The sequence below is a fragment of the Marinomonas lutimaris genome, assembly GCF_019426345.1.
Classification (GTDB): Bacteria; Pseudomonadota; Gammaproteobacteria; order Pseudomonadales; family Marinomonadaceae; genus Marinomonas; species Marinomonas lutimaris.
In genome coordinates, this window is sequence record NZ_JAHLLW010000007.1 from 119,339 (window position 1) to 140,483 (window position 21,145).

22 protein-coding genes are annotated in these 21,145 nt (G+C 43.7%); 17 read left to right on the forward strand and 5 right to left on the reverse strand.

What is annotated here, in order from left to right:
- Positions 1-4: 4 nt before the first annotated feature.
- Positions 5-1,021, reverse strand: coding sequence for a LacI family DNA-binding transcriptional regulator (locus KPL72_RS10350; protein ID WP_219702679.1), 1,017 nt, complete (start codon positions 1,019-1,021; stop codon positions 5-7).
- Positions 1,022-1,155: 134 nt separating this feature from the next.
- On the opposite strand from KPL72_RS10350, the gene KPL72_RS10355 reads away from it, so the two are divergent.
- The 3 genes from KPL72_RS10355 to KPL72_RS10365 all read left to right on the forward strand — a co-directional run bounded on the left by KPL72_RS10355 (position 1,156) and on the right by KPL72_RS10365 (position 3,823).
- The gene (locus KPL72_RS10355; protein WP_219702680.1) at positions 1,156-2,229 is read left to right on the forward strand and encodes a zinc-binding metallopeptidase family protein; all 1,074 of its coding nucleotides are present in this window, start codon (positions 1,156-1,158) and stop codon (positions 2,227-2,229) included.
- Positions 2,230-2,391: 162 nt separating this feature from the next.
- Positions 2,392-2,736 carry a DUF6172 family protein gene (locus tag KPL72_RS10360; RefSeq protein ID WP_219702681.1) on the forward strand — a complete coding sequence of 115 codons (345 nt, stop codon included), beginning with the start codon at positions 2,392-2,394 and terminating at the stop codon, positions 2,734-2,736.
- Between the two features lie 271 nt (positions 2,737-3,007).
- Positions 3,008-3,823 (forward strand): DUF2076 domain-containing protein, encoded by an 816-nt coding sequence (locus tag KPL72_RS10365; RefSeq protein WP_219702682.1) that lies wholly within the window; start codon positions 3,008-3,010, stop codon positions 3,821-3,823.
- 69 nt (positions 3,824-3,892) lie between these two features.
- On the opposite strand, the gene KPL72_RS10370 is transcribed toward KPL72_RS10365, so the two are convergent.
- Together KPL72_RS10370 and KPL72_RS10375 are read right to left on the reverse strand one after the other, a co-directional pair.
- Positions 3,893-5,248, reverse strand: a complete 1,356-nt coding sequence (locus KPL72_RS10370) for a multicopper oxidase family protein (RefSeq protein ID WP_249422191.1) — start codon at positions 5,246-5,248, stop codon at positions 3,893-3,895.
- 30 nt (positions 5,249-5,278) lie between these two features.
- Positions 5,279-6,148 (reverse strand): LysR family transcriptional regulator, encoded by an 870-nt coding sequence (locus tag KPL72_RS10375; protein ID WP_219702683.1) that lies wholly within the window; start codon positions 6,146-6,148, stop codon positions 5,279-5,281.
- Between the two features lie 111 nt (positions 6,149-6,259).
- Between KPL72_RS10375 and KPL72_RS10380 the strand changes: the two genes are divergently transcribed.
- Positions 6,260-7,126, forward strand: a complete 867-nt coding sequence (locus KPL72_RS10380; RefSeq protein WP_219702684.1) for a DMT family transporter — start codon at positions 6,260-6,262, stop codon at positions 7,124-7,126.
- A gap of 3 nt (positions 7,127-7,129) precedes the next feature.
- Here KPL72_RS10380 and KPL72_RS10385 read toward each other — a convergent pair whose 3' ends face one another.
- On the reverse strand, positions 7,130-8,965 hold the full coding sequence (locus tag KPL72_RS10385; protein WP_219702685.1) for an ABC transporter ATP-binding protein: 1,836 nt from the start codon (positions 8,963-8,965) through the stop codon (positions 7,130-7,132).
- 193 nt (positions 8,966-9,158) lie between these two features.
- Here KPL72_RS10385 and KPL72_RS10390 point away from each other — a divergent pair, with 193 nt between their 5' ends.
- The 6 genes from KPL72_RS10390 (at position 9,159) to KPL72_RS10415 (ending at position 14,464) form a co-directional block, all read left to right on the forward strand.
- The gene (locus KPL72_RS10390; protein ID WP_219702686.1) at positions 9,159-10,394 is read left to right on the forward strand and encodes a cystathionine gamma-synthase family protein; all 1,236 of its coding nucleotides are present in this window, start codon (positions 9,159-9,161) and stop codon (positions 10,392-10,394) included.
- Between the two features lie 158 nt (positions 10,395-10,552).
- Entirely contained in the window at positions 10,553-11,359 is an 807-nt protein-coding gene (locus tag KPL72_RS10395) for a transporter substrate-binding domain-containing protein (protein WP_212916380.1), read from the forward strand.
- A 108-nt stretch (positions 11,360-11,467) separates the two neighbouring features.
- A complete protein-coding gene (locus tag KPL72_RS10400; protein WP_212916379.1) occupies positions 11,468-12,415 on the forward strand; it encodes an amino acid ABC transporter permease in 948 nt (315 codons plus the stop codon).
- 1 nt (position 12,416) lies between these two features.
- Positions 12,417-13,154: an amino acid ABC transporter ATP-binding protein gene (locus tag KPL72_RS10405; protein WP_249411619.1), complete on the forward strand. Its 738-nt coding sequence runs from the start codon at positions 12,417-12,419 to the stop codon at positions 13,152-13,154.
- Positions 13,155-13,217: 63 nt separating this feature from the next.
- Positions 13,218-14,108 carry a LysR substrate-binding domain-containing protein gene (locus KPL72_RS10410; protein WP_219702687.1) on the forward strand — a complete coding sequence of 297 codons (891 nt, stop codon included), beginning with the start codon at positions 13,218-13,220 and terminating at the stop codon, positions 14,106-14,108.
- 80 nt (positions 14,109-14,188) lie between these two features.
- The gene (locus KPL72_RS10415) at positions 14,189-14,464 is read left to right on the forward strand and encodes a TIGR03643 family protein (RefSeq protein ID WP_283247998.1); all 276 of its coding nucleotides are present in this window, start codon (positions 14,189-14,191) and stop codon (positions 14,462-14,464) included.
- 46 nt (positions 14,465-14,510) lie between these two features.
- Here KPL72_RS10415 and KPL72_RS21440 read toward each other — a convergent pair whose 3' ends face one another.
- Positions 14,511-14,930, reverse strand: a complete 420-nt coding sequence (locus tag KPL72_RS21440) for a YebG family protein (RefSeq protein WP_212916377.1) — start codon at positions 14,928-14,930, stop codon at positions 14,511-14,513.
- A 127-nt stretch (positions 14,931-15,057) separates the two neighbouring features.
- Between KPL72_RS21440 and KPL72_RS10425 the strand changes: the two genes are divergently transcribed.
- The 7 genes from KPL72_RS10425 (at position 15,058) to KPL72_RS10455 (ending at position 21,139) form a co-directional block, all read left to right on the forward strand.
- Entirely contained in the window at positions 15,058-15,930 is an 873-nt protein-coding gene (locus KPL72_RS10425) for a mechanosensitive ion channel family protein (RefSeq protein ID WP_219702688.1), read from the forward strand.
- A complete protein-coding gene (locus KPL72_RS10430; RefSeq protein WP_249411618.1) occupies positions 15,927-16,517 on the forward strand; it encodes a DUF1439 domain-containing protein in 591 nt (196 codons plus the stop codon). The genes KPL72_RS10425 and KPL72_RS10430 overlap by 4 nt, the downstream gene beginning before the upstream one ends.
- A 112-nt stretch (positions 16,518-16,629) precedes the next feature.
- On the forward strand, positions 16,630-17,109 hold the full coding sequence (locus tag KPL72_RS10435; RefSeq protein WP_212916375.1) for an FKBP-type peptidyl-prolyl cis-trans isomerase: 480 nt from the start codon (positions 16,630-16,632) through the stop codon (positions 17,107-17,109).
- Positions 17,110-17,355: 246 nt separating this feature from the next.
- Positions 17,356-17,712: a hypothetical protein gene (locus KPL72_RS10440; protein ID WP_212916374.1), complete on the forward strand. Its 357-nt coding sequence runs from the start codon at positions 17,356-17,358 to the stop codon at positions 17,710-17,712.
- A 15-nt stretch (positions 17,713-17,727) separates the two neighbouring features.
- Positions 17,728-19,104 (forward strand): class II fumarate hydratase, encoded by a 1,377-nt coding sequence (locus tag KPL72_RS10445; protein WP_219702689.1) that lies wholly within the window; start codon positions 17,728-17,730, stop codon positions 19,102-19,104.
- 350 nt (positions 19,105-19,454) lie between these two features.
- The gene (locus KPL72_RS10450; protein ID WP_212916372.1) at positions 19,455-19,946 is read left to right on the forward strand and encodes a MarR family winged helix-turn-helix transcriptional regulator; all 492 of its coding nucleotides are present in this window, start codon (positions 19,455-19,457) and stop codon (positions 19,944-19,946) included.
- A 2-nt stretch (positions 19,947-19,948) separates the two neighbouring features.
- Positions 19,949-21,139, forward strand: a complete 1,191-nt coding sequence (locus KPL72_RS10455) for an HlyD/EmrA/EmrK family protein (RefSeq protein WP_219702690.1) — start codon at positions 19,949-19,951, stop codon at positions 21,137-21,139.
- The last annotated feature ends 6 nt before the right edge of the window (positions 21,140-21,145 follow it).

Consider the following 21,145-nt stretch of genomic DNA (forward strand, 5'->3'; position numbering starts at 1 on the left):
AGCGTTAAGTGGAATGACGAACAATGAGCTCAGCTTTGAGTTTGATGTGTTGTGGGGCTTCGTTGTTACCTTGAACTCTAGCAAGCAATCGCTCGCAAGCGGTTTGACCTATGAGTTGCGTTGGCTGGCGCATGACTGTTATGCCGCCTTCGAATAGTTGTGCCCATTCTGGGTCGTCTATGCTGATTAAACCAATTTGCGTGCCGATGCGAATGTCTAGCTGCTTCAAGGCTTTCGCTGTACTCATCATGGCAACACCGTTGGTGGTGAAGATGGCTTTTTTGTGCTTTGGGTGAGCGGCGATGAAGTCTGTAATGACCTTGACTAATAAGCTGACGCTCATCTTTTCGATTTCAATGACATCGCAGGTTATGTTGTCGTTTTCTTTGGCGAAAGCTTGAATGGCGTCGACCCTTGCTTGGCGAGGATCAATTGCGATGGATTCGGTAACCACTAAAATAGATTCATAAGTTTGGGCTTGTAGGTGTTCGCAAGCCTCTTTTGCTGCGGCTTCGTTGTCGAGTCCGATCGTATCGAAGCCGAGGGAAGTATTGATCCTATCAACCAATACCAAAGGACAGGAAATGCGCTTTAAGTTGCTGACTTGTTTTTGTGCCATGCCAGCCGTGTTGACGATGATGCCATCGACTCGGTGGGCTTCGAGCAAGGATAAATAACTGTCTTGTAAGTCTTTTTTGTTATCTGTATTACATACCATCAGCATGTAGCCTTCACGGCGACAAACGTGCTCTATTCCTTGTAACACATCGATAGAATAAGGGTTGGTCACATCTGCGAGTAATAATCCGATCAGTTTTGAGTGTCCAGCTCTGAGCATGCGAGCCGAATGGTTAGGACGAAAATCAAGATGAGCAATGGCTTGCGCGATTTTTTCTCGCAACTCTTCTGATAATTTGTCTTGTTCCCCGTTAAGGTAACGTGAAACACTGGTCTTACCCACTTTGGCGTATTTTGCCACATCTGAAATGGTGGTGAAGCTTTTGTTATTTTTCTTCAGCAATGTGTTGTCTCAATGGCTAGATTAACGGAAAGAACATCCATACGCGCAAATAAAGAGGTAGGCGTTTTTCCGTACTGTAAACTATGATCCTAGCGGGACGCAATTATAGACAGTCTTTTAATAGCAGGAGCACTATGAAAATTTTCAGCTGCCAGCAATGTGGACAGACGGTGTTATTTGAGAACACTCATTGCGAGCAATGTTCTTCATCATTAGGTTTTTTGCCAGATCAATTGGTGATTAGCGCGTTAAAGACAGTTGATAATGCTTGGTATGCGATGGCTGATAAATCCATTCCTGCAAAGCGTTGGTATTACTGTGAGAACCATCAGCACCAAGTGTGTAACTGGTTGGTAGAAGAGGGTGGCAGTACGTTTTGTGTTGCGTGTGAATTGAATCGCCATATTCCTAATTTAGGTAAAATAGAGGAGCGTCAGGCGTGGCAGCAGTTAGAATTTGCTAAGCACCGGTTGGTGTATTCTATATTGCGTCTTGGCTTGCCTTTGATCAGCAAAAAAACGGAGCCAGAAGATGGTTTGTCGTTTGATTTTATTTCTGAAAATAACGTGGTGCCAGAAGATGTGAGCGCCATGACAGGCCATGCTTCTGGACAAGTGACTATTAACGCTGCAGAGGGCAATTCGGTTGATCGTGAGCAAATGCGCGAGGACATGAAAGAGTCTTATCGAACCGTTATAGGTCATTTTCGCCATGAAATTGGTCATTATTATTGGGATCAGCTGGTTTTTGATGATGAACAGGTTTTAGCCGATTTTAGGGCTATTTTTGGCGATGATCGTGCCAGTTACGCCGATGCGTTAGAGGCTCATTACAAAACGCCAAACCCAGATTGGCAGCAGTCTTTCGTGAGTGTGTATGCGTCTTCACATGCTTGGGAAGATTGGGCAGAAACTTGGGCGCATTACCTGCATATTGTCGATACCCTGGAAATGGCCAGTGATCTTGGTTTGAGTCTGCAGCCTGTTGGTTCAAATCGACAAAATCTCGCTGTAATGGTGAATATTGATCCTTATCGACACGATAATTTCGATGAGATTCTTGCGCAATATGTGCCGCTAACTTTTGCAGTAAACAACCTAAACCGTGGCATGGGGCAACCGGATTTGTATCCTTTTATCTTGGTTCCAGCGGTACGTGATAAGTTGGCTTTTATTCATCGTTTATTGATGGCTTATCAAACTGAATAACGGGTAATTAAAGTAAAACTGTCTGATATGTGGCTGGTGGATTGCCAGCAGCTGTGTATTTTAACGACTAATTCATGGCGACAAATAAGGCGATCCGTTATCATGCTCTGCAATGGGAGCATGATAACCTCAGCTCCTGATCTTTAATCCTTTAGGATCCCAATGAAAAAGACCTTTAAGTTATCTCACCCAACCATCAAATACCCACGCCTAATCGAAGCAACGAAAAACGAAGTTAAAAAATATTTAAAAAGAGAGCGCAATAAAAAATTGCCAGAATACGCTGACTTTTGGGGATTTGATTGCCGCTTTGGTCAAACCGAAGCCTTGGCTGAAGAGATTCATGTTGCTCAAATCAATGAAAAAATCAGCTTTGCTGAAAGCAAAGAGTGGACTGAGTTCTACCTTGAAATTCTAGCCACGCCAGCACAACGTACAAAACGGGATGATGCTGACGAGCAAGAAGATGAATATCTAGAAAGTGAAGAGCACGACGAAGATCGATAAGCAATGCGATTTGATCACAAATATTAAACGCCAGATCATATCTTGATCTGGCGTTTTTGTTTTCAGCCTAGTGCTTTGTGTATTGTTCGCAACTAAGTAAAAATCTTATCTCATTTCAAGATCTTGTTTCCTTTTTCCTGACTCTTTAATCACTTGTTCGCGTACTGCGTGGCCTTATCATTAAGAGATCGCAGGCCCCTTTTTTCATTTGCCTGCTGACTATTTTTAGAGACCTTTGTGCAAAGGTAATATTTAGGTTGGAGATAAAGTGATGAGTAACGACGCGAGCGGTTTAATTGATAGTTTGTTTGAGCGTATTAATATTGCTGAGAAAAACACAGGTGAGCGGGACAAAGAAGCAGAAGCGCAGATTAACAAACACCTTGTTGCGAATCCAGCTGCTCCTTATTACATGGCGCAAACTATCATCATGCAAGAAGCCGCGTTAAAGCAGTTAAATACTCGGGTAGAAGAGCTAGAGCGTAAAGCGTCGGCAAAGCCTAATTCTGGTGGATTCTTGTCTGGGTTATTTGGTGGCGAGCAGGGTGCTTCACAAGAGTCAGTGAAACAAGGTTCAGGTTGGGGGAGAGGTAATTTCTCTCAACCAGGCTTTCAACAGCCCAGCAATCAACAGGCAGGCAATCAAGCTTATAACCAACAGCGAGGTACTGGGCGAGGTAGTAGCTTTTTAGGTGGCGCCTTGCAGACCGCCGCTGGCGTGGCTGGTGGCATGGTCGTTGGGAATATGTTGATGAACATGTTTAGCCATCATTCCGAAGCGGACATGGCCAATGTTATTAATGAAACGCCTGCGGCCTCTGATCTTGGGCAAGAGCCAGATATTGGACCCGCATCAGATTCTGGGCAGGAGAGTTTCGCCGATAGCGGTGGCGCAGACCAAGGTGGATTCGGTCAGGCGGGTTTTGATCAATACGGTGAGAGTTTGGACCCTAATCGAGGCTTTGGGCAGGCAGGTTTCGATCAAGCTAATATGGATCAAAGTGACATTGATTCTGGCGGTGTTGATCAAGGTGGATTTGACGACATGGGCGGCTTTGATGATTTTGGTGACGATGACTTTATTTAGTCATAAGCTCTAATAAGTAAAGAGACCAGATTAATTTCGAATCTGGTCTCTCAGTGAGAATTTTATGCTTTATGTCACTTCAACAAAACTCATAAAGCCTGTTTTTAAGTGTTCGATAATATGGCAGTGATACATCCAGCGCCCAGGGTTATCGGCAACTAGCGCAGCAAACACGGTTTCGTTTTGACCAAGTAAAACCGTATCCGTATGAAATGGTGTGATGTCTTTTTTATTCGATTTTAAAACCGTGAAAGTATGACCATGTATGTGAATCGGATGGTGATATTGGGTTAAATTCGACAGCTCGAAAATGTAGGTTTTGCCGCGCTCTAATGTGGCAAGAGGATCAGGAATGTGGCCTTTTGACATGCCTTCCCACGAACGACGATTCATTGTCCAGAAGTTGTAGCTGACTTCGCCATCTTTCTCAATCGGCGTTATGTTCGCGTTCCACTCGAAAGCAAATTTAATGGTTTCTGCGTTATCTAAATCTGGTGCGGGAATTGGGTTGAGTGGCAGCTTAGGTAAGCTGCGGTCTTTAAGTTGGCTCGCCACGGCTTTGATGGTCACCATGGGTTTACCCTTGTGTTTAAAGGTGACGGTTTCTCCAACTTTGCTAGGCGCGATTACACCAAGGTCAAGGCGCATGCCAGGCGCTGTCATATGTTGGGTTAAGGCTACGGGTTCGGCGATTGGGTTACCGTCTATGGCGATGATTTGCGCTGCGGGATCGGTTGAGTTTATTTGATACATCACTGTGTTATCGACGTTCAAGAAGCGCACTCGAATCGCGCCGCCGGCAGGCACGTCATAAGTTGGATGTATTTGACTATTAACGGTCATCACTCGTCCCGGTGTGCCCATACGAAAAGCATTTTGTGGCGTCGTCAACGCGGTAAAAGAGCCATCGTCTTTGATGTGCCAGTTCTTCATACAAAGCACCAGATCTTCATCAAAGTCTGGCTTCTCGGCTTCATCCACAATCAATGCGCCAACCAATCCTTTACCAAGCTGTTCGACGCTGTTCATATGCGGGTGATACCAGAAAGAACCCGCATCGGGTGGCGTAAACTCATAGTCGAAGGTTTCGCCGGGCATGATTGGAGGTTGGCTTAAAAACGGCACGCCATCCATTGCAATCGGGATTCTCATACCATGCCAATGAATGGTCGTCGGCTCGTTTAACTTGTTGATCACACGAATACGAACTGGCTGATGTTGTTTGGCGCGAATCACAGGTGCAGGGTAACCGCCATTAAAGCAAAGCGCTGGCGTGCTGCCGCCAGAAACAATGTTTACATCGGCTGGCGCGACGATCAATTCATAGTCGAAACCAGCAGACGGCGTAGCAGCAAGAACGACTCTAGGCAGTGTACTTGTCATGGCTACTAAAAGGCTGGATTTTATAAAATTACGTCGGTTCAAAACGGTTTTTCCTGTGCATGCTGTGAATGGTTATTCACCATGATTATTTTGTTTAATCATCTGAGTGAAAGCGTCTAAAGCGGGAAATTGACCACCATCATTGCGCCAAATAAAACGGTTTTCAATCGTTTCTAATTCTGCGAACTCATATCCGACTAATCCCATGCCCGATTGATATTGTTCGTAAATGCCTTTTGGAACGAGTGATATGCCGCTTCCAGCACTGACGCAGCCAATAATGGTGCCGTAGCTGGCGATACTGGTGATGGGCGCTTTTACCTTGTTTTGATTGAGCCAAGTTGCTAATGCGGCTCGATATGGACAAGGTTCCGGCCACATGAAGATGGCTTTTTCTTCTATATTCCTCACGGACTTGATGGGGTCAGCAGAGGCGGAGGAAATGAGCACCAGATCTTCATTAAAGAAAGTAGTGCTGTCTAAAAAAGGTCGGTTAATATCAACGGCGACAATGGCGCCATCCAGTCTGTGATGCTGTATATCGTCTACAAGTTGTGACCAAGTCCCCGTTTTAAATTGCAGCTCAACGTTTGGGTGCTGCGCGTGAAACTTTGTCAACATCGGCGGTAAACGACTGGTTGCTGAGGATTCAATGGCGCCAATGCGCAGTAGGCCAGAGGGTTCAGATGTTGGATCAACGGCTCGTTTGGCTTCTTCTGTTAGCACTAAAATCTTCTCGGCATAAGTGAGAAACACTTCTCCAGCAGGCGTAATGCGTAGGCCGCGCCCTTGTCGGTAAAACAGCGATACCTTTAACTCAGCTTCAAGTGCCTTAATTCTCGCGGTTACATTTGAGGGAACGCAGTGTAATGCAACAGACGCTTGCGCAACACTGCCAAGATTGGCGACTGTTTTGAACATTCGAATTTGAGCGAGTTCCATCATTCATTCCAAGTGAATACTGACCTCAGTATTCGTTAATTGTTGTATCGAGCCTTTCTCTTAATACTAACTCCTTCTTTGATGGCAAGTGAACGCACAATAGGGGGATGTATGAAAAAAGTGAAAGGAAAGGTGGCCATTGCGGCGATGTTTGTGGTGCTGTGTTGGGCCTATTCACCGATTGGTATTCATCTCGGTCTTGCATCATATTCGCCCGGTCAGTTAGCGCTATTACGCTTTATCATCGCCTCGATTTTTATGGGAATAGTAGCGATTTATCAGGGTGTGCAAGTGCCTAAATTTAAGGATATTCCCTTGTTGTTTGTGCTTGGTTTTTTTGCCGTGGCCTTGCATCACATTGCGTTAAATTTTGGACAACGAGGTGTGAGTGCGGGGGCGGCGAGTGTGTTAGCGCAATCGACGCCGATTTTTACCGTAATTATTTCGCGCTGTGTGTTAAAGGAGCGAATTAATTTATGGCGTTGGTGCTGTGTATTCTGCGGCATGATAGGCGCGCTGATCGTAGTGATCGGTGATAAAGGCATCGGCAATATCAGCTTTAATGGTTTACTGATTCTTCTGGCTGCTTGCTCTTGGAGTGTGTATTTTATTCTGCAAAAACGCTATTCGCAGCGTTACAGTACCTTAACCATGGTGTGTTATACGGTGTGGACAGGCACAGTAGTTTTGTTGGTATTTTCTCCTAGTTTGTTGGCCTCTATGTTAGCTTCTAACTTTCAGGTAAATTTTGCCGTGTTGATGTTGGGTGTCTTTCCGAGCGCCTTAGCGTATGTGGCTTGGGCTTATGTGTTGTCGCATTCAGAAGTCAGCAAAGTATCTATTGTACTGTATTTGATTCCGCCGACCGCCATGCTGATGGCGGCGTTTATGTTGGGTGAGTTGCCTTCTGCTTTGGTGCTGCTGGGGGGCGGCATTGTTATTTTGAGTGTGTTGGCAATGAGTTTAGCAAAGCGTTAAGCACTATTTATAACCCTGCGCTTGCAAGGTAAATAAGTGCGCGTATTGGCCTTGTTGAGCCAATAGTGAATCGTGGGTGCCGCGCTCTTTAATTTGCCCATGTTCCATGACAATAATCTCGTGAGCAAGACGCACTGTGGAGAAACGATGGGAAATCAGTATCGCCATTTTGTCCTTGGTGTGTTCTTGGAAATGCTGGAATATATTGGCTTCGGCCTGAGCATCCATCGCTGCGGTCGGTTCGTCTAATACCAAAATATCCGCGTCTTCACGCATGAAAGCTCGTGCCAAGGCGATTTTTTGCCATTGCCCACCAGACAATTCTTGTCCGCCGCGGAACCAGCGCCCTAGTTGTGTTTGGTAGCCGTTTTCAAGTTCATCAATAAAGTCGGTGGCCTTGCCAAGCTCAGCGGCTTTTTTCCAGCCAGTTTGATCATTAAATCTGTCGTTGTCGCCCGCGCCGATGTTTTCACCAACAATAAATTGATAGCGCACGAAGTCTTGGAAAATCACGCCAACACGTTTTAGTAGTGCGCTTTCTTCCCATTCCAGCAAATCTAAGCCGTCTAGCAAAATGCGCCCTTGGGTTGGGTTATAAAGACGAGTCAGCAGTTTGATGAGCGTGGTTTTGCCAGAACCGTTTTCACCAACAATCGCGAGACTGTGGCCGGGGCGAATGTGTAAGTTGATGTTGGCAAGCGCGGGACGTTCGCTGCCTGGATATTGGAAAGAGACATTTTCAAAACGAATGCCATCGTTTGGAGTTGGCCCTACTAACAAACCGGATGTTGAAAGCGGCGTTTCTTGTTCTAGATACTCGTAGAGGTTGGATAAATACAAATTGTCTTCGTACATGCCACTAATGGCGGTAAGAGAAGCGGAAACCGAACTTTGACCTTGTTTGAATAACAGCAAATACATTGTCATTTGCCCCAAAGTAATCGCGCCAATAATGGTATCGCTGACGATCCAACCATAGGCGCCATAAAACACCAAGGTGCTGATAACGCCAAGGGCGAAGCCCCAGCTTTCGCGACGCAAAATCAGTCGCTTACTTTCTTTGAATAGTTTGATGAATATTTCTGTGTAACGCTGTAAAAAACGATCACCCAATTGATATAGGCGAACTTCTTTTATGTTGTCTTCTCGAGCGAGCAAGGTTTCTAAATAGTTTTGTTGGCGGACTTCTGGCGAGCGCCAACGAAACATCAAAAAGGCATCGCCAGAAAACTTGGCCTCAGCGATAAAGGAAGGCAAAGCACCGCATACCAATAACGCCAACGCCCATGGAGAAAAGTGCCATAACAAGACCGCAAAGCTGGATAACGTGATGGCATTTTGCAGTAGTGCAAAGGTTTTATTCACCAGAGCAAGCGGGCGGCTGGAGGCCTCACGACGAGCTCGAACTAATTTGTCGTAAAATTCAGAATCTTCGAAATGGGACAGGGTTAAGCTTTGGGCTTTTTCTAATATCAGTAGGTTGACCTTTTGACCTAATAAACCTTGCAAAATTGCCTGTTGCGCAGTTAAGGCGCGTTGCGCGGCGGCAATCACCAACACTAAGATTCCCTCTAACACCACATAGTTGAGTGCAGTTTGATAATGCAGAACTTGATCTTGTTTATAGCTTTCCATCGCTGCCACGACGGCATCTACGATTAGCTGTCCCACATACGCCATGGCGGCTGGCGTGACACCAGCAATTAGGGTTGCCAATGCCAAACCGATGGTTAACGCAGGCGAGGTTTTCCAAACTAAATCAATTGCGCGACGGCTATAACGAAAGACGCCAAACATATTTTTATCGACAGTATTATTAGGCGAAGCAGCAGGTTTCATTAAAGGTCCTAGAAGTCAGGAAATGAGCGCAGAGGAGTGAATAGTATAAGTCATTCAGCCGAAGTTTTATCCATTAAAAAAACCGACCCTTAGTGCTTGATAAGATGATTTCTCGCGTTTTCATCGTTTGGCTATAGTGAAAGCTAATGGAATTTATACTGGCTGTTTAGCCATAGAATGTGAGAGATGTGTAATGAGCAATAAAATGGCGAAGCCTGCCCTTGATCAAGCTGGAAGTGGAACTCGTTCGGTATGGAGTGGTGAGCAAATAACGCATCCTTACCGTGCCACACAAACGCCGATCGTCGCCAGTGCTGCGTATGGCTACCAAGATATCGACGAATGGTACGACGTTGCTTTGGGGGCCGCTCCCGGTTTTATTTATAGCCGTATGAGCAATCCTACGGTGGAAATCTTAGAGGCAAAGATCTGTGGCCTAGAAAATGCCGAGTCAGCGGTTGCATTCAGCACGGGCATGGCGGCGATCAGCAGTGTGCTATATACCTTTTTGTCGAATGGCTGCCGAGTGGTATCGACGAAAGACAGTTATGGCGGCACCAATAAAGTCTTTGAAGAATTTTTACCACGCATGGGCGTGAGCGTGACGCTTTGTGAAACGCACAGTCATGAGCAAATTGAAGAAGAAATCGCCAAAGGTTGCGATGTTTTATATTTGGAAACACCAACTAACCCGACGTTGAAAATTGTCGATGTGAAACGTCTTGTCGCTGCCGCTAAAAAAGTTGGCGCCTTGGTGATGGCGGATAACACTTTTGCGACGCCTTTGAACCAAAGCCCTTTGGCGCTAGGTGTCGACATTGTTGTGCACAGTGCGACTAAGTTCTTGAGCGGTCACGCCGATGCTATGGGCGGTTTGGTATGTGGCTCTGAAGATTTGATGGCCAAAGTCCGTCATTATCGAGAAATTAATGGCGCGTCGTTGGATCCATTTTCGGCGTATTTGATTATTCGTGGTATGAAAACCTTGGCACTACGTATTCGCCAACAACAAAGTAGTGCGCAGGCGATTGCTGAATATTTATTGACTGAACCCTTGGTGGAGGCGGTGAATTACCCAGGACTGCCAAACCACCCGAATCACGAGATTGCCTGTGAGCAGATGCTAGGCTTTGGAGCAATTGTCAGTTTTGTTTTAGTGGGTGGTATGGATACGGTTAAAGTTTTATTACCACAATTACAATACGCCCATTGCGCGGGGAACTTGGGCGCAGTAGAAACTATTTATGGGCCAGCCAGAACAACAAGTCATGTGGAAAATACCTTAGAAGAGCGTTTGGCTCTGGGCATTTCAGAAGGTTTAGTGCGGATATCTGTGGGGATTGAAGACACTGAAGATTTAATCGCTGATTTGCAGCAGGCGTTTGAACGAGTCAGGACGCTTGCTTGCTCAGCAACTGACTGGGTTTAATTTTGAGCAAAATGAAAAATACGTTGGAGTTCATTAACGTTTCAATAGGGACTGTTCGTCGCAACTCCTGTATTATGCGCCGCTAGAAAATGGCGTTCGAGTAATGCATTTAAAACAGATTAGGGTTTGTTTTTACAAAAAATTGGGGACATATAAGAATGAAAAAAATATTTATTACTGCATTGGCTCTATGTAGTGCAACGCTGGCATCAGCTTCAGACAATGATCTGTGGGAAAAATCAACGTTAAACCAAGTGCTTAAGCGTGGTGAGCTTCGTGTTTGTGCGGAAGCAGGCTACATGCCTTTTGATATGCGCGATAAAAAAGGCGACATCGTTGGTTTTGACGTGGATATTGCGAAAACCATGGCAAAAGCGATGGGCGTTAAACTGGATATTCGTAACACAGCTTGGGATGGCATCATTCCTGCGTTGTTGACAGATAAGTGCGATATCATTATTTCTGGTATGACGATTACGCCTGAGCGTAATTTGAAAGTGAACTTCACCGATCCCTACATTGTTGTTGGTCAAACAATTTTATTAAGCCCTAAGCTTAAAGGCAAAGTGACTAATTACCGTGATTTGAACGATGCTAAATACACCATAGCTACTAAATTGGGTGCGACATCCGATTACGCTGTAAAAAGATACATGAGCAAAGCCAAATTGAATCTGTTTGAAACAGAATCAGAAGGCGTGCTTGAAGTGGTGAACGGTAATGCCGATGCTTTCGTTTATGATTTGCCATATAACGCGATTTATTCAGCTCAGAATGAAGGCAAAGTAGTGCATTTAGACGAGTCTTTCACCTATGAGCCACTCGGTTTTGCGATTCGTAAAGGTGACCCAGACTTTATGAATTTCTTGAATAACTACCTTGCGCAAATTAAAGGCGATGGTACTTACGACAAGATCTATCAAAAATGGTTTGCTAGCAGCTCTTGGATCAGCAACGTTCAGTAATATAGATATCAGACAAAAGTGGCGCAGATTAGCGCCACTTTTTGTTGGCTCTTCTTTGAATAAAACACGGCTCTTTGAGTTAAAAAAACACGACGGGACTTCTCATCGATGGAAAAACAATCTCATCTACTTTTGTGGAAAGCAGTCTTCGTTCTAATCATCATAGGACTAGGCTTTGGCATTTATGCTGGCAGCAAAAGCATTGACTACACTTGGCGCTGGGAACGAATTCCGCAGTACATAATCAACACTGAAGCAACGACGGTGCGATCACCTTTTGATGGAACAGCCACTATCGAAAAAGGCAATAAGCTGGTAGTGACTTCCGACTACGGTGATGATCCGTTGGTAATCAAGAAGTTTGATAACTTGTTGGTGAGTAATGGTGATTTGGTGTTTGAGGGTGATCCTCTTGTTGAGGTAGAAAACTGGAATATTGGCCCGCTTACGTGGGGGCTGGTGATGACATTGCAGTTGTCTGTGGTGTCTTTGGTTTTTGCTGTGGTTATCGGTTTATTCGCTGGCTTGGCTCGAATATCGACTAATCCGGCACTACGTTATTTGTCCGTTACTTATATCGAACTTATTCGTGGTACGCCCTTACTAGTTCAGATTTTTATCTTCTACTTTTTTATTGGCACCGTGTTAGATCTAGATCGTTTTACTGCCGGTGTGGCGGCCTTGTCTGTGTTTACTGGCGCCTACATCGCAGAAATAGTGCGTTCTGGTATTCAGTCAATTAGCCCAGGGCAAATGGAAGCCGCACGCAGCTTAGGCATGAATTACGTTCAAGCCATGGTTAATGTGATTTTGCCTCAAGCGTTTAAGCGTACTCTACCGCCAATGGCGGGACAGTTTATTAATTTGATTAAAGATTCGTCTTTGGTGTCGGTTATTTCAATTACCGATTTAACTAAGGCTGGCCGAGAAGTGGTGAGTTCTACTTTTGCGCCATTTGAAGTGTGGTTCGCCGTGGCTCTTATGTATTTAGTGTTAACCGGCGCTTTGTCTTGGGCCATTCAGCGTCTTGAAAAGAGGTTATCTGCCAGTGACTAATATGACCGATAAGAGCATCATTCAAGCTCGTAATATTGAAAAGATTTACCCGAATGGCTGTCATGCTTTAAAAAACGTTTCTCTCGATATTAATCGTGGTGAAGTGGTGGTGATTATTGGGCCAAGCGGCTCAGGTAAGTCGACGTTTTTACGTACCTTGAATCAGTTGGAAACCATTTCTGATGGCACGATTCATATTGACGAAGTGAGCCTGACAGACAGGAAAACCAATATAAATAAAGTACGTGAAGAAGTGGGCATGGTGTTCCAGTCCTTTAATCTTTTTCCGCACAAAACCGCGCTTGGTAACGTAGCTTTATCACCGATTAAAGTGAAGAAAAAGCCTCGTACTGTCGCGGAACAAGAAGGCCGTGAGTTGCTTAAAAAAGTAGGCCTAGCTGAGCGCATGAATAACTATCCATCTCATTTGTCTGGCGGTCAGCAGCAGCGTGTGGCAATAGCAAGAGCATTGGCCATGCACCCTAAGATTATGCTGTTTGATGAACCAACCAGTGCGCTTGATCCAGAAATGGTTGGGGAAGTGTTAGACGTTATGAAAAGCCTCGCCAGCGATGGCATGACTATGGTCGTGGTAACTCATGAAATGGGCTTCGCTCGTGAAGTGGCAGATCGCGTAGTGTTCATGGAAGAGGGCGAGTTAGTGTTCGAAGAAAGCCCTGAGCGCTTCTTTAGTTCTGATAACCCACGTCTACAGCGTTTCCTTGGGCAAGTCCTCTAGTATTGATGACAAATCTTGGCCACAATTGTTGGTCAAGATTCTCTCCTTTTTTGGATATTCATCATGAATAAGAAATCCCTTCCTCCATTAAATTGGCTGCATACCTTTGAAGTATCGGCTCGATGTCTTAATTTCACTCATGCTGCTGAAGAGTTGTGCTTGACCCAAGGAGCAGTGAGTCAGCAGATTCGTTTGTTAGAAAGCCATTTGGGGGTGTCGTTATTTAAACGTTTGCCACGTGGTTTGAGTTTAACGGAAGAAGGGCGTTCTTACTTTCCCGTGGTAAAGGACGCTATTTCTCGTTTAGCTGTCGGCACGAACGAGATCTTTACCCAACATGATAAACAAACCATCAAAATTTGCGGGAGCTTGTCGTTCTTTTCTCACTGGTTAGCGCCAAAATTGGCTGATTTTAGTGTGACTTATCCTCAATACGATATTCGCTACGTGAGCAATATTTGGGTACAAGCATTAGACGATGAAGATGATATGGAAATTCGCTGGGGACATGGCGAATGGACAGGATTGATCTCGCAGCGACTGACTTGGGATCGCTTGGTGCCTGTTTGTTCACCTGAATTGATGGCGCGATCACCTTTGTTGGAGCCAGCGGATTTAGCGAATCATTCGCTTCTGCATGTTATCGGTTACGAAGAGGGGTGGGGCTATTGGCTGAATATAATGGGTGTGGACATTGTTGATTCATCAGTGGGCATGCAATTCGATACGCTTGTTTCTACATTGCGCATGGCAGAACTTGGGCAAGGTGTGGCCTTGGCGCGTTCTTCTATGGTTGAAGACATGTTGAATGAGGGAAAACTAGTCGCGCCGTTTGGACAAGGCATTGAAGCCAGTGAATCGTTTTATTTAGTGCGACGATCTGGTGCTGAATTACATGGTGCTGCGGCTGTGTTTTTCGATTGGTTGGTTAGACAGACTCATATGTTTAAATAAGTGTCTTATTGAAAATAGGTGATCTGTTGATTGAGGCCTTTCGTATAATGCATATAATGGTTATTACTTAAGGGCATATTTTGACTCCAGACTATATTTTGACTCCAGACAAGTCACGAATTATCGAAATGGCTTGGGAAGATCGCACGCCATTTGAAGCCATTCAAACTCTTTATGGTCTTTCAGAGCCTGATGTTATTTTGTTAATGCGCAGCAATCTAAAATCTAAAGCCTTTAAAAATTGGCGGGCTAGAGTATCTGGGCGTGCAAGTAAACATTTGGCGCTGCGCAATCCTGATATTTCTCGTGGTTACTGTAAAACGCAGTATAAAATCCGCGCTAACAAAGGTTACTAATTATTTGAGCCATTATTAGCTTCGGAGTAATGAAAGTGATGCTGCATTACGCGGCATCACTTTCACGAAAATCGACTAGTTCGTCATCAAACACTACGTTGCTTTCATCTTCGTTATATACCACATCTTCATCTGGTTCTATCACTAGGTCTTCAAGCGTTTTTTTAGGCGCAGTTTCTGCTAGATCAAGCTGTGCGCTGGCAGCCTTGTTTGCTTTTTTAGTTTTCTGAGGGCTTTTCTTTTTGTTACTAAAGACGTCTAAAATAGAGTCTTTGTTCTGTGCAAGATACATGGAAAGCGCTTCTTTTTGACTGTGATCTCCAGCTAGTTCGCTTTGATCCAAAATCTCATATAGCGCTTCAGCAGTATCCAACAATTTGTCGTACGCATCGGCTTCCGCTTTTGAAGTAAACGTCATTTTTTCGATTCCATCGCGTTCTACAACATATTTGATAATTACAGGCATAATCCACCTCGTGAAAAATAATACTGTATAAATATACAGTTATTTTTCGTTGTTTGTCTAGCGCTTTTATTTGTTGATCCTAACAATGATTGTTAAAGTAGCCTGCTCAATAAAGGAAACACTTTTTATGCCTGTTGATTTTTCCCAATTAGACTTTTCCATTCTGATGGATCACGTTGAGATTGTTTTAACAGTCGCTTGGATTTTATTGTCTTACATTGTTCGACGTTACACTAAGCGCGCTATTCGACTCCATCAAAAGATTGAACACGATAAGAAACGTCAAAGAATTAATACCGTCGACAATATATTTAACCTGTTTTTGGTGGTTGGTCTGGTTCTAATTTGGTCATCTGAATTGCAAAATATTGCTATCTCAATCGCCGCCTTCATGGTGGCATTGGTTATCGCAACGAAAGAATTTATCGCCTGTATCGTTGGTGCGTTTTATCGCGCTAGTACACGGCCGTATCAAGTTGGTGACTGGATACGTATCGCTAATTATGAAGGCGAAGTGACCGACAGTGACTGGCTATCGACAACCTTATTTGAAGTGGATTTGAAAGGCGGTAGTTATACTTATACAGGCCGTACAACAGTGGTTCCGAATAGCGTATTGCTGCTGAATACCGTACAAAATTTAAACTACATGCGCCGTTATGTGACGCATACGTTTTCTATTTCTCGTCATGCGGATGATGTGAACTTGTTTACGATAAAAGAACAGATTCTCGATAAAATTCGCCAATACAGCGAGCATTTTCACGATGTGGCTATTCGTTATAACAGCCTCATTGAGAAACGTTTGGACATCAAGATTTCAGGCCCCGAGCCGCGAGTTCGAATTACAACAACGGTTGAAGGCTATAACGTTTTTACTATTTCATTGTTCTGCCCAACCGATGAAGCGGTTGAAATAGAGCAAAAAGTCACCGAAGATTTTATGAGATTCTGGTATGAAAAACGCGACATGAATGCTAACGGAGTACAGGAAGAATGATGCGATTTACTCGTACTATTGCAACTCTTATGCTGATATCAACTTCAGTGCTTTTGGTCGGTTGTAATAGCTTCCGTGTCAGCGAAGATGATGTAAATAAAGAAGTTGCTAAGCAATTAGCTCAGCCACAGGAAAATCATATTCAGCTGACTTTAGACAGTAATACCCTCAATCTGGACCTTTTGGTAACATCTGCACAGATCGATTTTACCGAGCGCGATGGTGGTCTGGTACTTGTTGATCTTATGAGTAAAATGACCGGTACTTTAACTGCATTTGGTCAGACTTTTTCACTGACTACAAATGTGAACCCTTCTTTTGAATCTGGTGTGAGAATCGAAGAAGATCGCTTGTATTTGGTCGCGCCAAAAATCACCCAAATTGAGGTAGAAGGTTCAAGCTTTAACGACAAAATGCTGCGATCTACTTTAGGATCTTTACATGATGATTTTGAAAAGGCGCTGGTGCAGTATTTTGATGAACATCCAGTCTACGTACTAAACCATTCTCCATTTGAAAAAACCGCCGCGTCCTTGGTGAAAGACATCATTATTAAAGAAGATTTCTTAGAGCTTTCTATTTTTTAGGTAAGACGGGTCTAGGTAAGTTTCTACATAGTCACTATAATGCTCCAATACTACAGAACCCGATAGACTAAGCCTTAGCGCTTAATTATTGAATTAAAAATGAGGAAACAGCATGTCGATTGCAGACAATCAAGTCGTTCAATTTCACTATACTTTGCGTCATGGCGAAGAGTTGATCGAAACTTCTGCGGGTAAAGATCCAGCGGCGTATTTACATGGCCACGGTAATGTTATTCCAGGGCTTGAAAAAGCAATGGAAGGAAAAGAAGTCGGTGACGAGTTTGAAGTTACCGTTGCTTGCGCTGATGCCTATGGTGAGCGTCATGAAGATCGTCAGCAACAAGTACCAGTCAAACATCTACAAGGCGCGAAACGCTGGAAAGCTGGCATGGTTGCTATGGTGCAAACCGACAAAGGTATGCGTCAGGTAACCGTCGTGAAAGTAGGTTTGAAGCACGCCACGGTTGATTTGAATCACCCATTGTCTGGTAAAGACCTGACTTTCAACATTCAAATCGTTGACTCTCGTGAAGCGACGAATGATGAAATTGCTCATGGTCATGCGCACGGTGTTGGTGGTCATCATCACTAAGAGCAAAGCTCTTTAAGTATTGTTGTTTACAAAGAAAGCCCCTGTTATGGATGACATAGCAGGGGCTTTTGCGTTTTATCCTTTTATTTTTTGAGTTGTGAGGAAACGACTGATTTGAATCAAGTAATCGCAGCAAATAGTTAAATTTAATAAGAATCGTTATCAACTACTTGACAGCTCTCGCCTTCATGCACATTATTGATAATAGTTATCATTTATGTTGTTGGATTTTCAGAGGGCAAAGCGATGAGTCATTATTTAGTGCCATTTTCAGTACTCGAGCAGACCATTCAGGGTGGGCAGTGTGCAGATTCCCCAGAAGTGCTCTATCATTATTTGAACTTAACAGAAGAGTACGCTGAGCGATTGAACATTACCGATGCAACTTTGCTGCATCAAAGAGTGTTTAATGTGTTGCTGGATACGGTTTGTGATACCAGTGTTGCGCCTCACTGGCGCCAGACTTGTTTAGATAAGGTGTATTTGCCCTTGTCACACCTCAAACATTTAATTGTGACGTATCAAGATGCCAAGAACTATTTCAAGATGGAGCATAATTTACGAATTTTGAGCCATTACTTTATTTCTTCCTTCGAACAATAAGGACATCATTTACTAATGAAAATGCGTATTGAAAAAGATAGCATGGGCGAATTAGAAGTCCCAGAAAAAGCACTCTATGGCGCCCAAACACAACGAGCCATTAACAACTTTCCTATCAGCGACGAGCCACTTCCAGAAGCCTTTATTCGCTCTCTTATCTTAATCAAGGCCGCCGCTGCACGAGCTAATGAATCCCTTGAATGCATAACGCCTGAAATGTCTAAAGCGATTCAAAATGCCTGTGACGAACTTCTAAACACCGACGATTTGATGCAGCATTTTCCTGTGGATGTATTTCAAACAGGCTCGGGTACCAGCTCGAATATGAATGCTAACGAAGTGATCGCAACCATTGCCAGTAAAAAGTTGGGAGCACGCGTTAATCCAAATGATCATGTGAATTATGGTCAAAGCAGCAACGATGTTATTCCTAGTGCTATTCATGTCAGCGCCACATTGGAATTAACTGGTCATCTTTTGCCTGTATTGGTTCATCTAAAAGACACTATTCTAGAGAAAGGCACAGCTCTGGCGGGATACACTAAAACTGGCAGAACACATTTGATGGATGCTATGCCAGTTCGCATGGATCAAACCTTTCATGCTTGGGCGGCTCAGCTGCAAGATCATATCGATAACTTAACCTATCTGGAGAACAAAACGACTCAATTGGCGCAAGGAGGTACCGCAGTGGGAACGGGTATTAATGCCCATCCAGAATTCGCTGAACTATTTGCCAAAGAACTGTCTAACCTAACAAATGTCACTTTCAGCAAGGGTAATAACTTTTTTGCCTTGATTGGTTCTCAAGATACTGCTGTTGCCTTATCTGGTCAGTTAAAAGCGGTAGCGGTGACTTATATGAAAATTGCGAATGACCTTCGTTGGATGAATTCTGGCCCATTAGCAGGGTTAGGTGAAATTTCCCTACAAGCCTTGCAACCAGGTTCATCTATTATGCCAGGTAAAGTGAATCCAGTGATTCCAGAAGCAACGGCTATGGTCGCGGCGCAGGTGATAGGTAATGACGCGGCGATTACCATAGGTGGGCAATCCGGTAATTTCGAATTGAACGTCATGTTACCAATGATTGCCAAGAATCTATTAAACAGTATCAAGCTGCTGGCAAACAGTGGGCAGCTTTTGGCTGACAATGCTATTGCGACACTAGTGGTAAATGAAGATAAATTGAACCAAGCATTGCATCGTAATCCTATTTTAGTGACCGCACTTAATCCGATTATTGGTTATGGCAAAGCCGCAGAAATTGCCAAAAAGGCTTACAAAGAAGGTCGTCCAGTGGTGGATGTTGCCGAAGAAGAAACAGACATTAGCCGAGAAGAATTACTTACTTTATTAGATCCAGCCAAGCTAACCCACGGGGGGATTTAATAAAGTGGAGAAAAGGTTTCCTTATTTGGTTGTTCCCTTACCTAATAAGGAAAACGAGCCAGCGCCCGCGCTGGCTTTTTTTTGTCTTGGCGCTATTCTTTTCGGCATAAGCAAAATTTACTTGTTAAGCGCTTTTTTAGGTGTGATGTTGGTTAGCTTGCGATCTTATATACCACTCATGTTGCATCCCTAATTTATTAAGAATGTGCATAAAACAATCAATTTTCAAAAACACCATTAAATAGTGCAGCGCTAATATTGACGGGTTGAGGGCATAATAGCGATAATTTAATTGCCTAGGCATCTATTGCATAGGCAATTTTCTTTATGTCACTCTAACTAGGCTGAAAATGACTCAATCCCCCCAAGACTCTCATGAGTTTTTATTTACTAATATTGGATTTTTACTCGGTAAAACCAATCAGATAAAAGATCGTTTACTTGATCAATTCTTGATTGAAGAGGACATTACAGCGGGTCAAGTTAAGGTGCTGTTTAGACTTTATTTCCAAAATAATCAGCGTTCTTCTGATATTAGTAAGTCATTAAACGTTGATGGCGGTGCAATGACGAGAATGTTGGATCGGCTGGAGAAAAAACACTTAATTCAGCGAATAGCTGATCCTGATGACCGTCGTTCCGTTTTAATTAAATTAACTGACAACGGCCATATTGTGACATCCCGTGCTATTCCTCTTGCTCAAGCTGCCATTGACAATTTAACCGAATGTTTAACATTCGAAGAAAAGCAAAATTTATTACATGGCTTAAGTAAAATTGTTGCCTCGTTTCTATCAGAAGATTGCCCTTCTTCTCTTTTTAAAACTAATGGTGAAAAATAATCATGCAAGACAATGTTGAAAACACAGTGACACCAAAAAACAGCAAGCGAACTAAGAGCTTAGTGATTCTGTTTAGTATTGTTGTGCTTGGTGCATTAGGTGCTGGCTGGTACTACAAAGAGTATGTTGTTGGCAATCAAAATACAGATGATGCCTACGTTCAAGGCAATATCGTTTCTATCACGTCTGAAACGGAAGGAACGGTTACGCGTATTACCGTTGACGATGGTGATTTTGTGCAGAAGGGACAAGTGTTAGTCAGTTTTGATAACGCCGATGCAGATCTCCAATATGAAAATGCCAAATCAGAATTAGCTCAAACAGTCCGCCAAGTAAGAGTTATGTTTAACAATGAGACCCAAGCGAAAGCGGTTGTTGAGTCTAAGAAAATAACGCTAAACAAAGTACAAAGAGATTATGAACGCCGTAAAAATATGGTGAATGTCGGAGGCGTGACAAGAGAAGAATTAAGTCATGCAAAAGATACGGTGGATTCAGCTACCACGGAACTGGCTGTTGCGATAGAGCAATTGAATGCAGAATCATCCATGATCTCTGGTACAACAGTGGAAACACATCCGCTTGTTAAATCCGCGATTACCAGTTTGAAACAAGCTTATCTAGCTAAACAGCGAACAGACATTGTTGCCCCTGTGACCGGTTATGTAGCCCGTCGCCAAGTGCAGTTGGGCCAACGAGTTTCGCCAAGCTCAACACTCATGGCCGTTGTGCCACTAAACGAAGTATGGGTAGACGCAAATTTTAAAGAAACTCAATTGGATGATATGCGTATTGGTCAGCCAGTTTCTATGGTTAGTGATTTGTATGGTGACGAGGTTATTTTTCACGGCACCGTAGAAAGCTTAGGCATTGGTACAGGCAGTGCTTTTTCTGTGTTACCGGCACAAAATGCCACAGGTAACTGGATTAAGATTGTCCAACGCTTGCCTGTTCGTATCAAGCTAGACGGTGATGATATTGCACGTCACCCTTTGCGTATTGGTCTTTCTATGAGTGTTGATGTGGACACCACAGATATGTCGGGGCAATTGTTATCGACCACCAGTCCCAAAATGCCGCGTTTTGAAACGAATGCTTATAACCAACCTACAGAAAAGATTCAGCAGGTTATCAGCCAGATAATCAAAGACAACGATGCTCAGCTTAAACAGACATCTACTGATAAATCGTAAGGTCGA